Origin of the sequence: Streptomyces sp. NPDC051963, from assembly GCF_044593495.1 — a bacterium.
GTDB lineage: Bacteria > Actinomycetota > Actinomycetes > Streptomycetales > Streptomycetaceae > Streptomyces.
Window position 1 is genome coordinate 1,263,382 of record NZ_JBIUCC010000002.1, and the last position, 16,688, is coordinate 1,280,069.

Annotated in this window: 13 protein-coding genes and 1 riboswitch; of the genes, 3 read left to right on the forward strand and 10 right to left on the reverse strand. The window is 71.4% G+C overall.

Annotated features, from left to right (window positions below; genetic code table 11):
- Positions 1-36: 36 nt before the first annotated feature.
- Complete coding sequence (locus ACIHFB_RS12205) at positions 37-753, forward strand: ZIP family metal transporter (RefSeq protein ID WP_365287222.1); 717 nt, start codon at positions 37-39, stop codon at positions 751-753.
- 20 nt (positions 754-773) lie between these two features.
- Here ACIHFB_RS12205 and cobI read toward each other — a convergent pair whose 3' ends face one another.
- The 10 genes from cobI to ACIHFB_RS12255 all read right to left on the reverse strand — a co-directional run bounded on the left by cobI (position 774) and on the right by ACIHFB_RS12255 (position 14,395).
- Positions 774-1,520, reverse strand: a complete 747-nt coding sequence (cobI, locus tag ACIHFB_RS12210) for a precorrin-2 C(20)-methyltransferase (protein ID WP_400126663.1) — start codon at positions 1,518-1,520, stop codon at positions 774-776.
- Positions 1,505-2,974, reverse strand: coding sequence for a cobyrinate a,c-diamide synthase (locus tag ACIHFB_RS12215; RefSeq protein ID WP_365287218.1), 1,470 nt, complete (start codon positions 2,972-2,974; stop codon positions 1,505-1,507). Before ACIHFB_RS12215 ends, cobI begins: the two co-directional genes overlap by 16 nt.
- Positions 2,968-3,567 (reverse strand): cob(I)yrinic acid a,c-diamide adenosyltransferase, encoded by a 600-nt coding sequence (gene cobO, locus ACIHFB_RS12220; protein WP_365287216.1) that lies wholly within the window; start codon positions 3,565-3,567, stop codon positions 2,968-2,970. Before cobO ends, ACIHFB_RS12215 begins: the two co-directional genes overlap by 7 nt.
- Positions 3,567-5,555 (reverse strand): putative cobaltochelatase, encoded by a 1,989-nt coding sequence (locus ACIHFB_RS12225; protein WP_400126666.1) that lies wholly within the window; start codon positions 5,553-5,555, stop codon positions 3,567-3,569. The genes cobO and ACIHFB_RS12225 overlap by 1 nt, the downstream gene beginning before the upstream one ends.
- On the reverse strand, positions 5,552-9,208 hold the full coding sequence (gene cobN / locus ACIHFB_RS12230) for a cobaltochelatase subunit CobN (RefSeq protein WP_400126668.1): 3,657 nt from the start codon (positions 9,206-9,208) through the stop codon (positions 5,552-5,554). Before cobN ends, ACIHFB_RS12225 begins: the two co-directional genes overlap by 4 nt.
- On the reverse strand, positions 9,205-10,713 hold the full coding sequence (locus tag ACIHFB_RS12235) for a cobyric acid synthase (protein ID WP_400126670.1): 1,509 nt from the start codon (positions 10,711-10,713) through the stop codon (positions 9,205-9,207). Before ACIHFB_RS12235 ends, cobN begins: the two co-directional genes overlap by 4 nt.
- Positions 10,710-11,663: a cobalamin biosynthesis protein gene (locus tag ACIHFB_RS12240; RefSeq protein ID WP_365287208.1), complete on the reverse strand. Its 954-nt coding sequence runs from the start codon at positions 11,661-11,663 to the stop codon at positions 10,710-10,712. Before ACIHFB_RS12240 ends, ACIHFB_RS12235 begins: the two co-directional genes overlap by 4 nt.
- A gap of 100 nt (positions 11,664-11,763) precedes the next feature.
- Positions 11,764-11,906: riboswitch (cobalamin riboswitch) on the reverse strand.
- Positions 11,907-12,014: 108 nt separating this feature from the next.
- Complete coding sequence (locus tag ACIHFB_RS12245) at positions 12,015-12,236, reverse strand: hypothetical protein (protein WP_365287206.1); 222 nt, start codon at positions 12,234-12,236, stop codon at positions 12,015-12,017.
- 30 nt (positions 12,237-12,266) lie between these two features.
- Positions 12,267-13,502: an inorganic phosphate transporter gene (locus ACIHFB_RS12250; protein ID WP_365287204.1), complete on the reverse strand. Its 1,236-nt coding sequence runs from the start codon at positions 13,500-13,502 to the stop codon at positions 12,267-12,269.
- Positions 13,503-13,645: 143 nt separating this feature from the next.
- A complete protein-coding gene (locus tag ACIHFB_RS12255; protein ID WP_365287202.1) occupies positions 13,646-14,395 on the reverse strand; it encodes a lysozyme in 750 nt (249 codons plus the stop codon).
- A 196-nt stretch (positions 14,396-14,591) separates the two neighbouring features.
- Between ACIHFB_RS12255 and ACIHFB_RS12260 the strand changes: the two genes are divergently transcribed.
- The gene (locus ACIHFB_RS12260) at positions 14,592-15,323 is read left to right on the forward strand and encodes a class II aldolase/adducin family protein (RefSeq protein ID WP_400126674.1); all 732 of its coding nucleotides are present in this window, start codon (positions 14,592-14,594) and stop codon (positions 15,321-15,323) included.
- A gap of 81 nt (positions 15,324-15,404) precedes the next feature.
- Complete coding sequence (locus ACIHFB_RS12265) at positions 15,405-16,532, forward strand: alpha/beta fold hydrolase (RefSeq protein ID WP_365287198.1); 1,128 nt, start codon at positions 15,405-15,407, stop codon at positions 16,530-16,532.
- The last annotated feature ends 156 nt before the right edge of the window (positions 16,533-16,688 follow it).

The window sequence follows — 16,688 nt, forward strand, 5'->3', positions numbered from 1 at the left end:
ATGCGCGCACGCACAGTGATCGGATAGCAAGGCTCTATGGCGGTCTTCGTCGCGCTCGGCGCGTTCCTGATGACGCTGGCCGGCGGCTGGACGGCACAGCGCGTGACCGACCGCCGTCATCTGGTCCTGGGCCTGGCCGGCGGACTGATGCTGGGCGTGGTCGGCCTGGACCTGCTGCCGGAGGCGCTGGACGCGGCGGACACGGACGTCTTCGGCGTACCCGCGGCCCTGGTGCTCTTCGTGGCCGGCTTCCTCCTCGCCCACCTGGTGCAACGGCTGCTGGCCGCCCGCGCGGCGCCGACGGGTCACGGCCGGACGCCCGAGGTGGGCATGTCGGCCGCGGCCGCGATGGTCGGGCACAGCGCCATGGACGGCATCGCGATCGGCGCCGCGTTCCAGGTCGGCGGGGACATGGGCGTGGCGGTCGCCCTCGCCGTCATCGCCCACGACTTCGCGGACGGCTTCAACACGTACACGATCACCCGCCTGTACGGGAACGCCCGCCGCCGGGCGGTCGCCATGCTGGTGGCGGACGCCGCGGCCCCCGTCCTCGGCGCGGCCTCGACGCTGCTGTTCACCATCCCGGAGGAAGCGCTCGGCTACTACCTCGGCCTCTTCGGCGGCGCACTGCTCTACCTCGCCGCGTCCGAGATCCTCCCCGAGGCCCACCAGGCGCGTCCCGCCCGCTCGACGCTGCTGTGCACGATCGCCGGGGCGGCCTTCATCTGGCTGGTCGTGGGCATCTCCGGCTGAGCCGCCCGCACCGCGGCCGTTCACAGCTTGCCGCCCCGCCCGCCGTCGCGTCGCGCGGGCGCGATGAGCGTCGACAGATAGGGGAGGGGCGAGCCGTCGAGCTCCGCGGCGGGCCGTACGGACTCCTCCGGCAGCCCGAGCGCCGAGCCCCATACGGCGTCCTCGAGCCGCCCGGTCTCCCTGAGCGCCTCCGCGACCTCCGCGGCCTGCCGCCCGAACTTGTAGGCGACGACGGTCCCCGGCCCGGCCAGCGCGTCCTTGAGCACCGCGGCCCCGGCGGTCACCGGCACGAGCGTCAGCGGCTCGGTCCCCTCGGTGAGCACGGCCCCCGACCGCGAGGCGAGATCCTGCATGGCGGTGATGCCGGGAACGGTCTCCACGACCGTTCCGGGCACCGACTCGCCGATGGTCTGGGCGAGATAGGTGAACGTCGAATAGACGTTGGGATCGCCGATGGTCGCGAAGGCGACGGCCTCGTGCGCCTTGAGCAGCTGGGCGACCCGCTCCCCGGCGGCGTCCCAGGCGGCTTCGCGCCGTTCCCGGTCGCTGCGCTCGTTCAGCGCGAAGACGACCCGTACGACCTTCTCCTCGGGCACGTAGTGCAACACGGTGGCCTCGGCCCGCCCCCGTTCACCGGTGTCCATCACGGGAACGACGACGACATCCGCGGCACGCAGAGCGTTGACGCCCTTGACGGTCACCAGCTCCGGATCGCCGGGACCCACACCGACTCCGATCAACCTGCTGCTGCTCATGACGTCCGGCACCTCTCCACGAACCGACGGGCGACACCGGGCTCGGACGCCCAGTGCGTGTGCAGATAACTCGCGTGCACGCCCTGTTGTACAAAACCTTCGACCCGCCGCCGCGGGGAGCGCACGCCCCATGCGGGAGCCGCCCCCGCCTCCGGCTCGACGACCGTCCGATGAAACTCATGCCCCCGCATCCGTGTCCCGGCCACCGCAAGCACACTGTCGCTCACGGCCACCGCGTCCCGATACCCGAGCGTGAGCCGCCCGCTCATCCGTGCGCTCACCTCCAGCACCCCGCACATCGGCCGCCCGTCCAACTCCCGGCACAGATACAGCAGCCCGGCACACTCGGCGGCGACAGGAGCACCGCCCTCCGCGAGAGCGGCGACAGCCTTCCGCAGCGGTTCATTGGCGGACAGCCGCTCGGCATACACCTCGGGGAAACCACCCCCGATCACCAACCCCCGCGTCCCGTCCGGCAGTTGCTCATCCCGCAGAGGATCGAACGCGACGACTTCGGCACCGGCGGCGGTGAGGAGTTCGGTGTGCTCGGCGTAGGAGAAGGTGAACGCTTCTCCGCCGGCGACGGCAACAACGGGCGCTTTGAAGCCCTGGCGGGCATCTTCCAGCCCGTCCGGCGTTTGAGGACGAGGCCTTTCGGGCCGAAAGCGGGGGTCTGGGGGCGCAGCCCCCAGGGTTGGGACGGGAAGGGGCGGCGGGGGCGAAGAAGCCAGCACCTCAGCCGCATCCCAGGCCGCACACGACAACGGACCCGCGCTCCGCGCCACCCCGAGCAGCGCCTCCAGATCGCACCCTCGCGCAACCTGCTCGGCCATCGCCGCCACCGCGTCCACGGCCTCCGCCCGCCGCTCGGCGACCGGCACCAGCCCCAGATGCCGCGAAGGCGTGTCCACCTGCGCAACCCTCCGCAGCACGCCCAGTACCGGCACCCCCACCGACTCCAACGCCTCCCGCAACAACCCCTCATGCCGATCGGACGCGACCTTGTTCAGGATCACGCCCCCGACCCGCACCTGCGGATCCCACGACACGAACCCGTGCACCAACGCCGCCACGGACCGCGACTGCGACGACGCGTCGACGACCAGCACCACCGGCGCCCGCAACAGCTTCGCGACCTGAGCCGTGGACGCCAGTTCACCTTCCCCCGCGGCCCCGTCGTACAGCCCCATCACACCCTCGACCACGGCGAGGTCACACCCACGAGCCCCGTGAGCGAACAACGGCCCGATCAACTCCGGCCCGCACATGTACGCGTCGAGATTCCGCCCCACCCGCCCGGTGGCGAGCGCGTGATACCCGGGATCGATGTAGTCCGGCCCCACCTTGTGCGGAGACACGTCAAGCCCCCGCGCGGCGAACGCGGCCATCAGGCCCGTGGCAACGGTGGTCTTGCCGCTGCCGGACGAGGGCGCGGCGATGACCAGCCGGGGAACGGATGTCACCACTCGATGCCTCTCTGCCCCTTCTGCCCGGCGTCCATCGGATGCTTGACCTTGGACATGTCGGTCACGAGATCGGCGAAGTCGACCAGCTTCCCGGGCGCGTTCCGCCCGGTGATCACGACATGCTGGTTCCCCGGCCGGTCCCGCAGCACGGAGACGACCTCATCGACGTCGACCCACCCCCAGTGCATCGGATAGGCGAACTCGTCCAGCACATACAGCTGGTACGTCTCGGCGGCCAGATCCCGCTTGACCTGCTCCCAGCCCTCGCGGGCCTTCTCCTCGTTGTCCATCTGGGAATCCCGCTGGACCCAGGACCACCCCTCGCCCATCTTGTGCCAGGCGACGGACCCGCCCTCCCCGGAGTCCCCGAGCACCCGCAGCGCCCGCTCCTCGCCGACCTTCCACTTGGCCGACTTCACGAACTGGAACACCCCGATGGGCCAGCCCTGGTTCCAGGCCCTCAGCGCCAGCCCGAAGGCCGCGGTGGACTTGCCCTTGCCCACGCCGGTGTGCACGACGACCAGCGGACGGTTGCGCCGCTGACGGGTCGTCAGTCCGTCGTCCGGCACGACACTCGGCTGTCCCTGAGGCATTACGCGGCCCTCCTCTGTACGTCCTTCACCAGGCCGGCGATGGAGTCCGCCCGCAGCTCGTCCAGCGTCACGGCCGTACCCCCCAGCTCACCCGCGAGCTGCCCGGCGAGCCCCAGCCGCACGGGCCCGGCCTCGCAGTCGACGACGACGGACGCGACCCCGTCGGCCGCGAACAGCCGAGCCGCACGCCCGGCGAGCGCGACCGGCTCGGGCCCACCGGTGGCCCGCCCGTCCGTCACCAGGACGACCAGCGCCCGCCGAGCCGGATCCCGCAGCCTCTCCACCCGCAGCACGTCATGCGCCTTCAGCAACCCGGCAGCCAGCGGCGTCCGCCCACCGGTCGGCAGGGACTCCAGCCGAACAGCCGCGGCATCCACGGACGAGGTGGGCGGCAACGCCACATCGGCGCTCGAACCCCGGAAGGTCACAAGCCCCACCTTGTCCCGCCGCTGATACGCATCCAGCAGCAGCGACAGCACCGCCCCCTTCACGGCGCTCATCCGCTGCCGGGCCGCCATCGACCCGGACGCGTCGACGACGAACAGCACGAGATTCCCCTCGCGCCCTTCCCGGGTCGCCTGCCGCAGATCGTCCCGCCGTACGACGAGCCCACGCCCGACCCGCCCACGGGCTCGCTGATGCGGGGCGGCCGCCTGCACGGTCGCCGCCAGGTGCAGCTTGGTCAGCGCCCCTCGGGGCCGCCGCGCCCCCGTCGTCCGCCCGTGCTCGGTCCGCGCCCGCGAACGCCGCCCGGCGGCACCCTCCCCGATGCCGGGGACGCTCAGCACCTTCGTACGAAAGGGTTCCGCGGCCCGTACGGCGGACTGCTCCCCGGCGCCCGAGGCCTGCGGCTCGCCGCCCTCACCGGCCTCGGGCCGGGCGCCCGTGTCACCGCCCTGCGGACCGTCGTCCTCGGGCGACTGCCCGCCGCCCCCGCCCGGTCCGCCGCCGTCGGGATCGGGGTCGGGGTCGTCGTCGCCGGAGAACTCCTCCAGCGTCTCGTCGAGCTTGTCCTCGTCGAGTCCCGGCGCGTCAAAGGGATTCCGCCGCCGCCGGTGCGGCAGCGCGAGCAGGGCGGCCTGCCGTACGTCCTCCGCCAGCACCTCGGTCCGCCCGGCCCAGGCGGCGAGCGCGGTGGCCGTCCGTGCCATCACGATGTCGGCGCGCATTCCGTCCACCTCGAAGGCCGCGCAGGTCGCCGCGATCTGCCGCAGCGCACCGTCGCCGAGTCGCACGGACGGCAACAGCTTCCGCGCCGCCACGATCCGCGCCCGTACGGCGGCCTCCTCGTCGGCCCAGCGGGCGGTGAAGGAGGCGGGATCGTCGTCGTAGGCGAGCCGTCGCCGTACGACCTCCACCCGCTGGTCCGGCTCACGGGAGGCCGCGACCTCGACGGTCAGCCCGAACCGGTCGAGCAACTGCGGCCGCAGCTCGCCCTCTTCGGGGTTCATGGTGCCGACGAGCAGGAAACGGGCGGCGTGACGGACCGAGACGCCTTCGCGCTCCACGTACGAGGCGCCCATCGCGGCCGCGTCCAGGAGCAGGTCGACGAGGTGGTCGTGGAGGAGGTTGACCTCGTCGACGTAGAGGATTCCGCGGTGTGCGTCGGCGAGCAGGCCGGGCTCGAAGGCCTTGACGCCCTCGGCCAGCGCCCGCTCGATGTCGAGCGCGCCGACGAGCCGGTCCTCGGAGGCGCCGACGGGCAACTCGACCATGCGGGCGGGGCGTTGCACCCCGGCGCCGGTTTCGTGCGGGCCGTCCGGGCAGGCCGGGTCGGGTGCGCCCGGGGCGCAGGAGAAACGGCACCCGGCGACCACGTCCACCTCCGGCAGCAGCACCGAGAGCGCGCGTACGGCCGTCGACTTGGCGGTGCCCTTCTCGCCGCGCACCAGCACGCCGCCCACCGCCGGTGACACGGCGTTCAGCAGCAGCGCGAGCCGCAGATCGTCCTGGCCGACCACGGCCGTGAACGGGAACGGGGTACTCACTTCTCGTCGCCCTCCAGATCGCCTTCGAGCTCCAGGTAGGTGGCGCGCAGCCGTTCGAGCGTGTCCGCGTCGGGCTCGGCCCACAGTCCGCGGTCGGCGGCTTCGAGCAGCCGCTCGGTGATGCCGCGCAGCGCCCAGGGGTTGGACTTCTTCATGAAGTCCCGGTTCTCCGGGTCGAAGACGTACTCCGCGCTCAGCTTCTCGTACATCCAGTCGTCCACGACCCCGGCCGTCGCGTCGTAGCCGAAGAGATAGTCGACGGTGGCCGCCATCTCGAAGGCTCCCTTGTAGCCGTGCCGCCGCATCGCCGCCATCCAGCGCGGATTGACCACGCGGGCGCGGAAGACGCGGTGCGTCTCCTCGCCGAGGGTGCGGGTCTTGACCTGGTCGGGGGTGGCGGAGTCGCCGACGTAGGCCTCGGGGCTGGTGCCGGTCAGATGGCGCACCATGGCGACCATGCCGCCGTGGTACTGGAAGTAGTCGTCGGCGTCGACGAGATCGTGCTCGCGCGTGTCGACGTTCTTGGCGGCGACCGCGATCCGCTTGAACGCCGTCTCCATGTCCCCGCGCGCCGCCCGTCCGTCCAGCCCGCGCCCGTAGGCGTAGCCGCCCCACACCGCGTACACCTCGGCGAGGTCGGCGTCGGAGCGCCAGTTGCGGGCGTCGATGAGCGGGAGCAACCCGGCGCCGTACGCGCCCGGCTTGGAGCCGAAGATACGGGCCGTCGCGCGCCGCCGGTCGCCGTGCTCGGCGGTGTCCTCGTCGGCGTGCGCCTTCACATGGTTCTGCTCGACGGGCTCGTCCAGCTCGGCGACCTTGCGGACGGCGTCGTCGATCAGACCGACCACGTGCGGGAACGCGTCCCGGAAGAAGCCGGAGATACGGACCGTGACGTCGATGCGGGGCCGGCCGAGCTCCGTCAGGGGTACGACCTCGAAGCCGGTCACCCGGCGTGAGGCGTCGTCCCACACCGGGCGGCAGCCGAGCAGCGCGAGGATCTCGGCGATGTCGTCGCCCTGGGTGCGCATGGCGGACGTGCCCCAGACCGTGAGACCCACGGACTTCGGGTACTCGCCGGTGTCCTGGAGGTACCGCTGCACCAGCGAGTCCGCCAGCGACTGCCCGACCTCCCAACTCAGCCTGGACGGAATGGCCTTGGGGTCGACGGAGTAGAAGTTGCGGCCGGTCGGCAGGACGTTGACGAGACCGCGGGTCGGGGAGCCGGAGGGGCCCGCCGGGACGTAACCGCCGTCAAGTGCCTTGAGGATGTGGTCGATCTCGTCGGTCGTCCTCGCGAGCCGCGGCACCACCTCGTCGCAGGCGAACTCCAACACCGCGACGGCATCCGGGAGTTCGACGCCCACGACCTCGCGCACCAGAGCGGGAACGGCCGTCCTGTTCCAGTCGCGCTCCTCCATGCCCTCGGCGAACCGGCGGCACAACTGCTCAAGGAGGTCGATCGCGTCGGCTCCCGTGCGCGCAGGCCCCTCGACCAGCGAGGTCAGCCCGTCCGGCACCTTCACCGGCGCGCCCGGCTCGCCCAGCAACTCCTTCTCGCTCAGCCCGAAGTGCTCGGCCAGCGAAGCCCGCAGCCCCGGCAGCGCGTTGGCCTGTCCGCCCCACACCTGAGAGGCGCGCAACACGGCGAGCACGAGGTTCACGCGCGGCTCGCCGACCGGCCCGCCGCCGAGGATGTGCAGCCCGTCCCGGATCTGCACGTCCTTGATCTCGCACAGATAGCCGTCGATGTGCATCACGAACTCGTCGAAGTCACCGTCGTCCGGCTGGTCGTCGACGTGCAGGTCGTGGTGCAGCTCGGCCGCCTTGACCAGCGTCCAGATCTGCGCGCGGACCGCCGGGGCCTTCGTCGGGTCCAGGTCGGAGACGAGCGCGTACTCGTCGAGGAGCTGCTCCAGCTTCGCCAGGTCGCCGTAGGTGTCGGCCCGCGCCATCGGCGGCACGAGGTGGTCGACGACGGTGGCGTGTCCGCGCCGCTTGGCCTGGGTGCCCTCGCCGGGGTCGTTGACGATGAAGGGGTAGATGAGGGGCAGTTCACCCAGCACGGCATCCGGCGCGCAGCCGCCGCTGAGCCCGAGTCCCTTGCCGGGCAGCCATTCCATGGTGCCGTGCTTGCCCATGTGGACGACGGCGTCGGCGCCGAACGAGTTCTCCAGCCACCGGTACGCCGCCATGTAGTGGTGCGACGGCGGCATGTCGGGGTCGTGGTAGATCGCGATCGGGTTCTCGCCGAAGCCGCGCGGCGGCTGGATCATCACGACGACGTTCCCGAACTGGAGCGAGGCGAGGACGATGTCGTCCCCGTCCACGTACAGGCTGCCCGGCGGCTCGCCCCACGCCTCCAGCATGGCGTCCCTGAGCTGCGGATCCAGCGTGTCGAACCACGCCCGGTAGTCGGCGAGCGGCACGCGCGCGGGCGCCGAGGCCAGCTGGTCCTCCGTCAGCCACTCGACATCGTGACCTCCGGCCTCGATGAGCCGGTGGATCAACTCGTCGCCGTTGTCGGGATATTCGGTCAGCGCATATCCGGCGTCCCGCAGGGCGTCGAGCACCCGTACCGCGGAGGCGGGCGTGTCGAGGCCGACCGCGTTGCCGACGCGCGAGTGCTTGGTCGGGTAGGCGGTGAAGACGAGCGCGAGCTTCTTGTCCGCGTTCGCCTTGTGCTTCAACCGCGCGTGCCGTACGGCGATCCCGGCGACCCGCGCAGCCCGCTCGGGGTCGGCGACGTACACCGGGACGTCGTCCGGGCCCTGCTCCTTGAAGGAGAAGGGGACCGTGATCAGCCGGCCGTCGAACTCCGGGATCGCGACCTGCATCGCCGCGTCCATGGGGGAGAGGGCGGCATCGGACTCGTCCCAGGCCGCCCTGGACGACGTGAGGCAGAGCCCCTGCAGCACAGGCACGTCGAGGTCGGCGAGCGCCCCGATGTCCCAGGCCTCCTCGTCACCGCCGGCCGACGCCTGCGAGGCGTGGGTGCCGCCGGCGGCGAGAACCGTGGCGACCAGCGCATCCGCCGTGCCGAGGAGCCCGTACAGCCCCGCGTCGGCGCCGCGCAGTGAACCGCAGTACACGGCAAGGGCGTTGACGCCCCGCGCCTCGATCGCGTCGCACAGGGTGTCCACGAAGCCCGTGTTGCCGCTCAGATGGTGCGCCCGGTAGAAGAGCACGCCGACCGTCGGCCGGCCCTCGACGCAGGCACGCTCGCCGTGGACGCCGTACTCGGGCATCTTCTGCGGCTCGACGAACCCCTCGCCCGTGAGCAGCACGGTGTCGGAGAGGAAACGGGCCAGTTCGGTCAGGTTCTCCGGCCCGCCCTCGACGAGATACCTGAGCGCCTCCGCGACGACGCCGGCGGGCACGGACGACTCGGCCATCAACTCGGCGTCGGGGACGGCCTCTCCACCGAGCAGGACGGTCGGGATGCCGGAGGCCTTGAGCGCGGCGAGCCCGTCCTCCCAGGCCCGCTTGCCGCCCAGCAGCCGTACGACGGCGATGTCGGCGCCCTCGACGAGCGCGGGCAGCTCCTGCGCCACATCCACTCGGGTCGGGTTGCCGATCCGGTAGTCGGCAGCGGAAGCGGCCCGTGCCGCCAGCAGATCCGTGTCGGCGGTCGACAACAACAACACTGTGCTCATACGGGCGCTCCCGGTGGAATGAAAGGCAGTCCTTGTGGCGCGCCCGACTCGATGAGCCGCCAGAGCGCGTCCGTGTCCGCGTGCTGTTCGATCAGATCGCCGAGCCGGTCGAGCTGCTCCTCGCGCAGCGCGGCGAACGACGTGTCGGGGGCCGGCACGAAACGACGGCCCGCGGCGGCCGCCACCTCACGCAGAAACGCCCGCCGGAAACCGTCCGACTCCAATGAACCGTGCCAGTGCGTGCCCCAGGTCTGTCCGACCCGGCAGCCGTCCAGGAAGGGCTCCCCTCCCAGGACTTCGGCGACCCCGTGATGGATCTCGTAGCCGTCGACCTGCTCGCCGAGGGCTTGTCCTGCCGGCCGGGTGAGGGTCTTCTCCCTCGCGAACCGCACCCGCACGGGGAGGATCCCGAGCCCGTCGACCTGTCCCCGGCGGCTCTCGACGTCGTCCTCGATGTGCTCACCGAGCACCTGGAACCCACCGCAGATCCCGAGCACGGGCCACCCTTCGAAGGCCCTGCGCTTCAGGGCGTCGGCCAGCCCCCGTGCCCTGAGCCACTCCAGGGCCCTGACCGTTCCGCGGGTGCCCGGAACGATCACGAGATCGGCGTCGGCCAGCTCCTCCGGCCGGTCCACGAACCGCACCACGACGCCGGGTTCGGCGGCGAGGGCGTCGACGTCCGTGAAGTTGGACATGAGCGGGACGGCGCAGACGGCGACCCGCAGCACGTCGTCTCCGACCGGGGGAGCGACGACGGACTCGCGCACCGTCCCCCGCATTGAGACCCGCAGCCCGTCCTCCTCGTCGATACCGAGGCCGTGCCGGAAGGGCAGGACGCCGTACGTGCGCCGTCCGGTGAGCCCGTGGAGCATCTCCAGCCCGGGTTCGAGCAGGGACACATCTCCGCGGAACTTGTTGACGAGGAACCCGGCGACGTACCGCTGATCCTCGGGGGACAGCAGGGCGACGGTCCCGAAGAACGAGGCGAAGACCCCGCCACGGTCGATGTCCCCGACCACGAGCACGGGCAGCCCGGCATTCCGGGCGATGCCCATGTTGACGATGTCGGTGCGCCGCAGATTGATCTCGGCAGGACTGCCGGCCCCCTCACAGATCACCGCGTCATACGTGCCCCGCAACTCGGCAAGACAGTCGAGGACGGTCCCGAGCAGCCGCTCCTGCCGCCCACCGTGATAGCCACGTGCACTCAGCTCGCCCACGGGCTTCCCCATGAGCACGACCTGACTGCTCTGTTCGCCCCCGGGCTTGAGCAGCACGGGATTCATCAGCACGCTGGGCTCGACACGACAGGCCTGCGCCTGCATGGCCTGCGCCCGCCCGATCTCCGCGCCCTCCTTGGTGACGAACGAGTTCAGGGACATGTTCTGCGCCTTGAAGGGCGCGACCTTGACCCCCTGTCGCACGAGCCAGCGGCAGATCCCGGCGGTGACGACGCTCTTACCGGCGTCGGAGGTGGTGCCGGCGACGAGCAGACCGCCGTTCATGAGGTACGTCCCTTCGTACGTCGCCTGGCGAGCAGCCGGCCGGCGACACCGACGCCGAGCGCGAGCACGCCGACGCGACGGGAGAGCCGTACGGCCCGTTCGATGTCGTGGGTGGCGACGGGACGCCCCTCGGTGTTGAGGACGGGCCGGTGCTCGATCCGCCCCCCGTACGACAGCGTTCCCCCGAGCCGCACCCCCAGCGCCCCCGCGAACGAGGCTTCCACGGGCCCCGCGTTGGGACTCGGATGCTGCGCGGCGTCGGCACGCCAGGCCCGCAGGGCCCCCCGCGGCTCGGCACCGGCCACGGCGGCGAGTACGGCGGTGAGCCGCGCCCCCGGCCAGCCGGCGAGGTCGTCGAGGCGGGCCGAAGCCCAGCCGTAGCGCCGGTACTTGGGAGACTTGTGCCCGACCATGGCGTCCAGCGTGTTCACGGCCCGGAACCCGAGCAGCCCCGGCACACCGCCGACGGCGCCCCACACGAGCGCCCCCACGACGGCATCGGAGGTGTTCTCGGCGACGGACTCCACGACAGCGCGGGCGATCCCGTCCGCATCCAGCGCCTGCGGATCCCGCCCGCACAGATGCGGCAGCCGGGCCCGCGCCCCCTCGACGTCCCCCGCCTCCAGTGCCCGTCCGATGCCCCGCGCCTCACGGGCGAGCGAAGTCCCGCCGACCACCGCCCAGGTGGCGACGCCGGTCAGGGCGACGGACGCGGCAGGGGAGGACCGTACGATCCGGGCGGCGACGGCACCGAGTGCGACGGTGCCGCCGGCACACACGGTGGTGTGCAGGGTGCCCCACCCTCGATGGTCACGCCACAGCACCCGTTCCACGGCCCCGGCGGCTCGCCCGAACGCGGCGACCGGATGCCCGCGGCGCGGATCGCCGAGCAGCAGGTCGCCGATGAGTCCGGCGGCGGCGCCGTACGCGAAGACGCGATCGGCACGCATGCGGCTCAGCCGGCCACGGGGTCAGGCAGAGACCTGGTACTGCACCTCGAACGGCAGCCGAGCATCGCGATATGTCCTCACTCAGGGTGTCCACGCCCTGGTTCGACTAGACCGGCGGTGAGAGTTCCTGGCTCCCGGGGATTGCTACCCCGGTGACAGTGGCGGGACCGCGCCGGATTCACACCGGCTTCCTCTCCTGCCGCCGTATATGGCTCCGGCAGTCCACCATGGGGCCGGAAGGGGCGTCAACTTGCCGTTGACCTGCAACGGGAGAGTGTGCTGAGGCCCACACACGAGGGGTGCGGGACGGTGATCCGTCCCGCACCCCTGGGTGCCTTCACGCGCGGCGTGTCACGCGACGATCAGATAGATCCCGTAGGCCACCGCCGCCGCGCACGCGGCGAAGCAGGCGTATGCGCCGGTGATCGCGAGCGCCGCGGAGTCGCCCTGGACCGTGGCGCGTTCACGCCGGGACAGGCCCGCGACGCCGAGGGTGAACAGGGCCACGAGGGCCACGGTGACCACGAGGCTGACGCCGAAGACGGAGCCCAGGGTCGCCCAGTCGATCTTCATGATGCTGCTTTCTCGAGTGCTGGGTGGGGGTCAGACCGTGGCCTGCGAGGGCGCGGGTTCCGAGGACGGGGCGGGGATCGTGGCCGTCAGCTCCTCGGCCGTCGTGCCCGCGGGCGGCGGGGTCACCGCGGCGATCGCCGTCGTCACCACGCCGGCCGGCTCCTCCGCCGAGTCGTTGACGTTCGTGTGGTCGACGACCTCGCGGCGGGAGCGCTGCCAGATCGCGGCGCTGGAGGCGATCAGGAAGACCGCGACCAGGGCGGTGCCCCAGCTGCCGAAACCGGTGACCCATTCCGCGACGGCACCGACCAGGGCCGCCGCCGGCAGCGTCAGACCCCAGGCGACGAACATCCGGGTGGCCGTGGACCAGCGGACGACCCCGCCCTTGCGGCCGAGGCCCGCGCCCATCACCGCGCCGGAGACGGAGTGCGTGGTGGACAGGGAGAAACCGAGGTGGGAGGAGGCCAGGATGACCGTGGCCGCGCTGGTCTGGGCGGCGAAGCCCTGCTGCGGCTGGAGGTCGGTGAGGCCCTTGCCCATGGTGCGGATGATGCGCCAGCCGCCGAGGTAGGTGCCGAGCGCGATGGCCAGGCCCGCGGAGAGGATCACCCAGGTGGGAGGGTTCGAGTCGGGGGCGATGGCGCCGCCGGCGACCAGGGCGAGGGTGATGATGCCCATCGTCTTCTGCGCGTCGTTGGTGCCGTGGGCCAGCGAGACCAGACCGGCCGAGGCGATCTGGCCGGCCCGGTAGCCCTTCGCGGCCGCCTTGCCGTCGGCCTTCTTGCCGAGGGAGTACGACAGGCGCGTGGCCAGCAACGCTGCGACACCGGCGACGATCGGGGCGGCGATCGCCGGGATCAGCACCTTGGTGACGAGCGCGTCGCCGTGGACCGCACCGACGCCTGCCGAGGCGATGGTGGCGCCGATCAGACCGCCCATGAGGGCGTGCGAGGAACTGGAGGGGAGCCCGACCAGCCAGGTCAGCAGATTCCAGAGAATCGCGCCGACCAGGGCGGCGAAGATGACCTCGGGACGTATACCGGTCTCGTCGACGAGCCCTTTGGAGATCGTGTTGGCGACCTCCACCGAGAGGAAGGCGCCGACGAGGTTGAGGACGGCGGACATGGCCACCGCGACCTTCGGTCTGAGCGCACCGGTCGAGATGGTCGTGGCCATCGCGTTGGCGGTGTCGTGGAAACCGTTCGTGAAATCGAACGCGAGTGCGGTTACCACCACAATCGCGAGGATCAGCGAGAAGCTTTCCATTTACCCAGGCAATCGTTCGAGGTCGTTGGCCGGTTGAACGTAGGTAACCTGAATGAACGGAAGGTGAACTGAGGGGGGCCGCAGGGTGCCGAGAAGTGCCGATATTGCCCCTCGGGTTCCGTGCGGCCCATGCGTCCCAAGAGTTAGGAGCCTCGGGCAAACTTCTTCAGCTGGGACAGGGAGCCGTTGAAGAGATTCTGGTCGCCGGGCAGGCTGCCGCTGTTGTCGTACTGCCAGAAGGTCCAGAACCCCCACCCTGCCGGCAGGGTGCCCGCCGTCGACGAGTTGTAGCGGGCGACCCACAGCGCATGGTTCGAGGCGAAGGCCCGGCTGCTGCCGGTGCACTTGTTCCACCAGTGGGCGGTCGTGTAGATCACCGGGCGGCGTCCGGTCAGCCGCTTCACCTCGTTGCTGAACCCCTTGATCCAGGCGACCATCCTGGAATTGCTCATGTTGTAGCAACTGTGCTTCTTGTCGTACGGGTTGTACTCGATGTCGAGCGCGGGCGGCAGAGTCCAGCCGTCCGCCCGCCAGGCTCCGCCGTTGCGGATGAAGTAGGCGGCCTGGGTCCTGCCCGACGACTTGTTGGGCAGCGCGAAGTGGTAGGCCCCGCGGACCAGGCCCGCGTTGCGCGAGCCCTGGTACTGCTGGCTGAAGTAGGGGTTGCGGTAGGTGTGGGACTCGGTCGCCTTGACGTAGACGAACTTGGCGCCCTTGTTCGCCGCGCTCTTCCAGTTGACGTTCTTCTGGTGCGACGAGACGTCGTGTCCCTTCGGCCTGCTCGCGGCGAAGGCGGGAACCTCGGTGAGGGCGATCCCTCCGACGGCGAGCGCCGTCATGGATGCCGCTATGACATGGGTGCGATGACGGAACGGTTTGCGATCACGAGCCATATTTCCCCCCGGAATGGCGACGTGCACGACAAATCCCCCAGAGGTTACTGGAAGATCCTTGAACGCTCATCGATCTCCGGCCAAGCCCGGAGCGAGGGGTATCTGTACCTGTATGCACTCTTCCGGGCGCCCGTCCCCTGCCCTAAAGTGCCCCCGCCCGACGGCGGGTTGACGCCGCGCCTGGCAGGATCGCGGCATGGCTGAGCAGCGGCGGGATCAGCGGGACGCGCGGGGTGCGCAGGAGGAAGCGCAGGTTGTGGGGGAGCCGTGGCGGAGGGGTGTGCTCGAGGAGGAGGCGGACGCCTGGGCGGACCTCGTCGCCACGGCCCGCAGGACCGTGTCCGAGGGGCTCGTCGTCGGCACGTCCGGCAATGTCTCCGTACGCGTCGGGGACACGGTCCTGGTCACGCCGTCGGGCGTCCCTTATGACCGTCTCGCGCCGGGCGACGTGACCGGCGTCGACCTCGACGGCCGGCAGGTGCTCGGCACGCTCGTCCCGACCAGCGAGCTGCCCATGCATCTCGCCGTCTACCGCACGACCGACGCGCGAGCCGTCGTCCACACCCACGCGGTCCACGCCACGGCCGTCTCCACCCTCGTCGCCGAGCTCCCGCTGATCCACTACATGGCCGCGGCGCTCGGCGGACCCGTCCGAGTCGCCCCATATGCGACGTACGGCACCGACGAGTTGGCCGAGAACATGCTCCACGCCCTGACCGACCGCTCCGCCTGTCTCCTCCAGAACCACGGCACGATGGCCTACGCCCACACCCTGGACCAGGCCTACGACCGCACAGCCCAGCTCGAGTGGATGTGCCGCCTGTGGCTCACGGCGTCCTCGGTACCGGGGCTGTCACCGAGCCTGCTGTCGGGAGAGCAGTTGCGCGAGGTGGGGGAGAAGCTGCGGGGGTACGGGCAGCGGGGGTGAGGGTGCCCGATGTCGCGCACGCGCCGCCGCACGTCTCGCTTTCGGCTGGCCTACAGCCCCGTCCGCCCCGACACTGAATCCGTGCGCACTGTCAAAGCGGCGGCCGCGGCCGTCACCGTAGCCCTGGCAGCCGGCGCAGCCAGCGTGGCCGCCGGGCGATTCGCCAGCGATGCCGCGCTCAAGGCGCCAGCGGGCCGGCCACTGCCCAGCGAACCCCGGCTCACCGTGCATGCGACGGCCGCCGGCCAGATCGCGCTCACCCGGGCCCTGGCCTCCCTGCGCCCCGGCACCTACGGCCTCGCCGGCGACGCCTCGCACGCCGTCGTCGGTCCCGTCCTCGAAGCGGCGAACCACTCCGCCGACTCCGTGGTGCGCCGCCTGGAACGCGTCACCCACGGCACCTTCGTGCCCGGAGACAAGGTGTGGCTCACCCCGAACATGTACGTCGGCAACCCCGGCGCCGCCCTCGGCCTGGACCACGCCGACATCGACATCCCCGGCGAACTCGGCTCCCTGCCCGCCTGGTTCGTGCCCGGCGCGCGGGACACCTGGGTCATCGCGGTGCACGGCCTCGGCACCACCCGAGAGCACGCCATGAACATCATGGAGTTCCTCAACCGCCGTGGCTTCCCGGTGCTCGCCCCCGCCTACCGCGGCGACCTCGGCGCACCCCGCTCACCGGACGGTCTGAACCACCTCGGCGAGACCGAGTGGCGCGACCTGGACGCGGCGATCCGCTACGCCGTGCGGTACGGCGCCAAGCAGGTCGTCCTGCACGGCTGGTCCACCGGCGCCACCATGGCGCTGCGCGCCGCCGCGCACTCGGGACTCCGCGACCGGGTCTCGGGGCTCGTCCTGGACTCCCCGGTGCTCAGCTGGGAGGCCACGCTGCGCGCCCTGGCCTCCGCCCGGCGTACCCCGGGTGTGCTGCTGCCGCTGGCGGTCCGCGCCGCGCAGGGCCGCACCGGAGTGCACGGCGACCGCATCGCGGAGGCCGCCGACCCCGCCCGGCTCTCGATGCCGGCCCTGATCTTCCACGGTCCCGACGATGCGGTGGCCCCCTGGGCCCTCTCCCGCCGCTTCGCCGCCGGCCGGCCCGACCTGGTCTCCCTCCACCCGGTCCAGCGAGCCCCGCACGGAGCCATGTGGAACGCCGACCCGGAGTCCTACGAAGAGACGCTGCGCCGCTTCCTGACACCGTTGATGTGACCGCCCCGCAGTCCGGTCCCGCAGATTCCGTTTAACGCCGTATCACTGGCCTGTTCTCGGCCCTCCGCCGCTCGCAGAACCCCGTGCGTTGGCCATCCCCGTCGCCCGCCGTGACATTCCGTTTGGGTTTTCCGACCGTCAACCGGAAGACTGCAC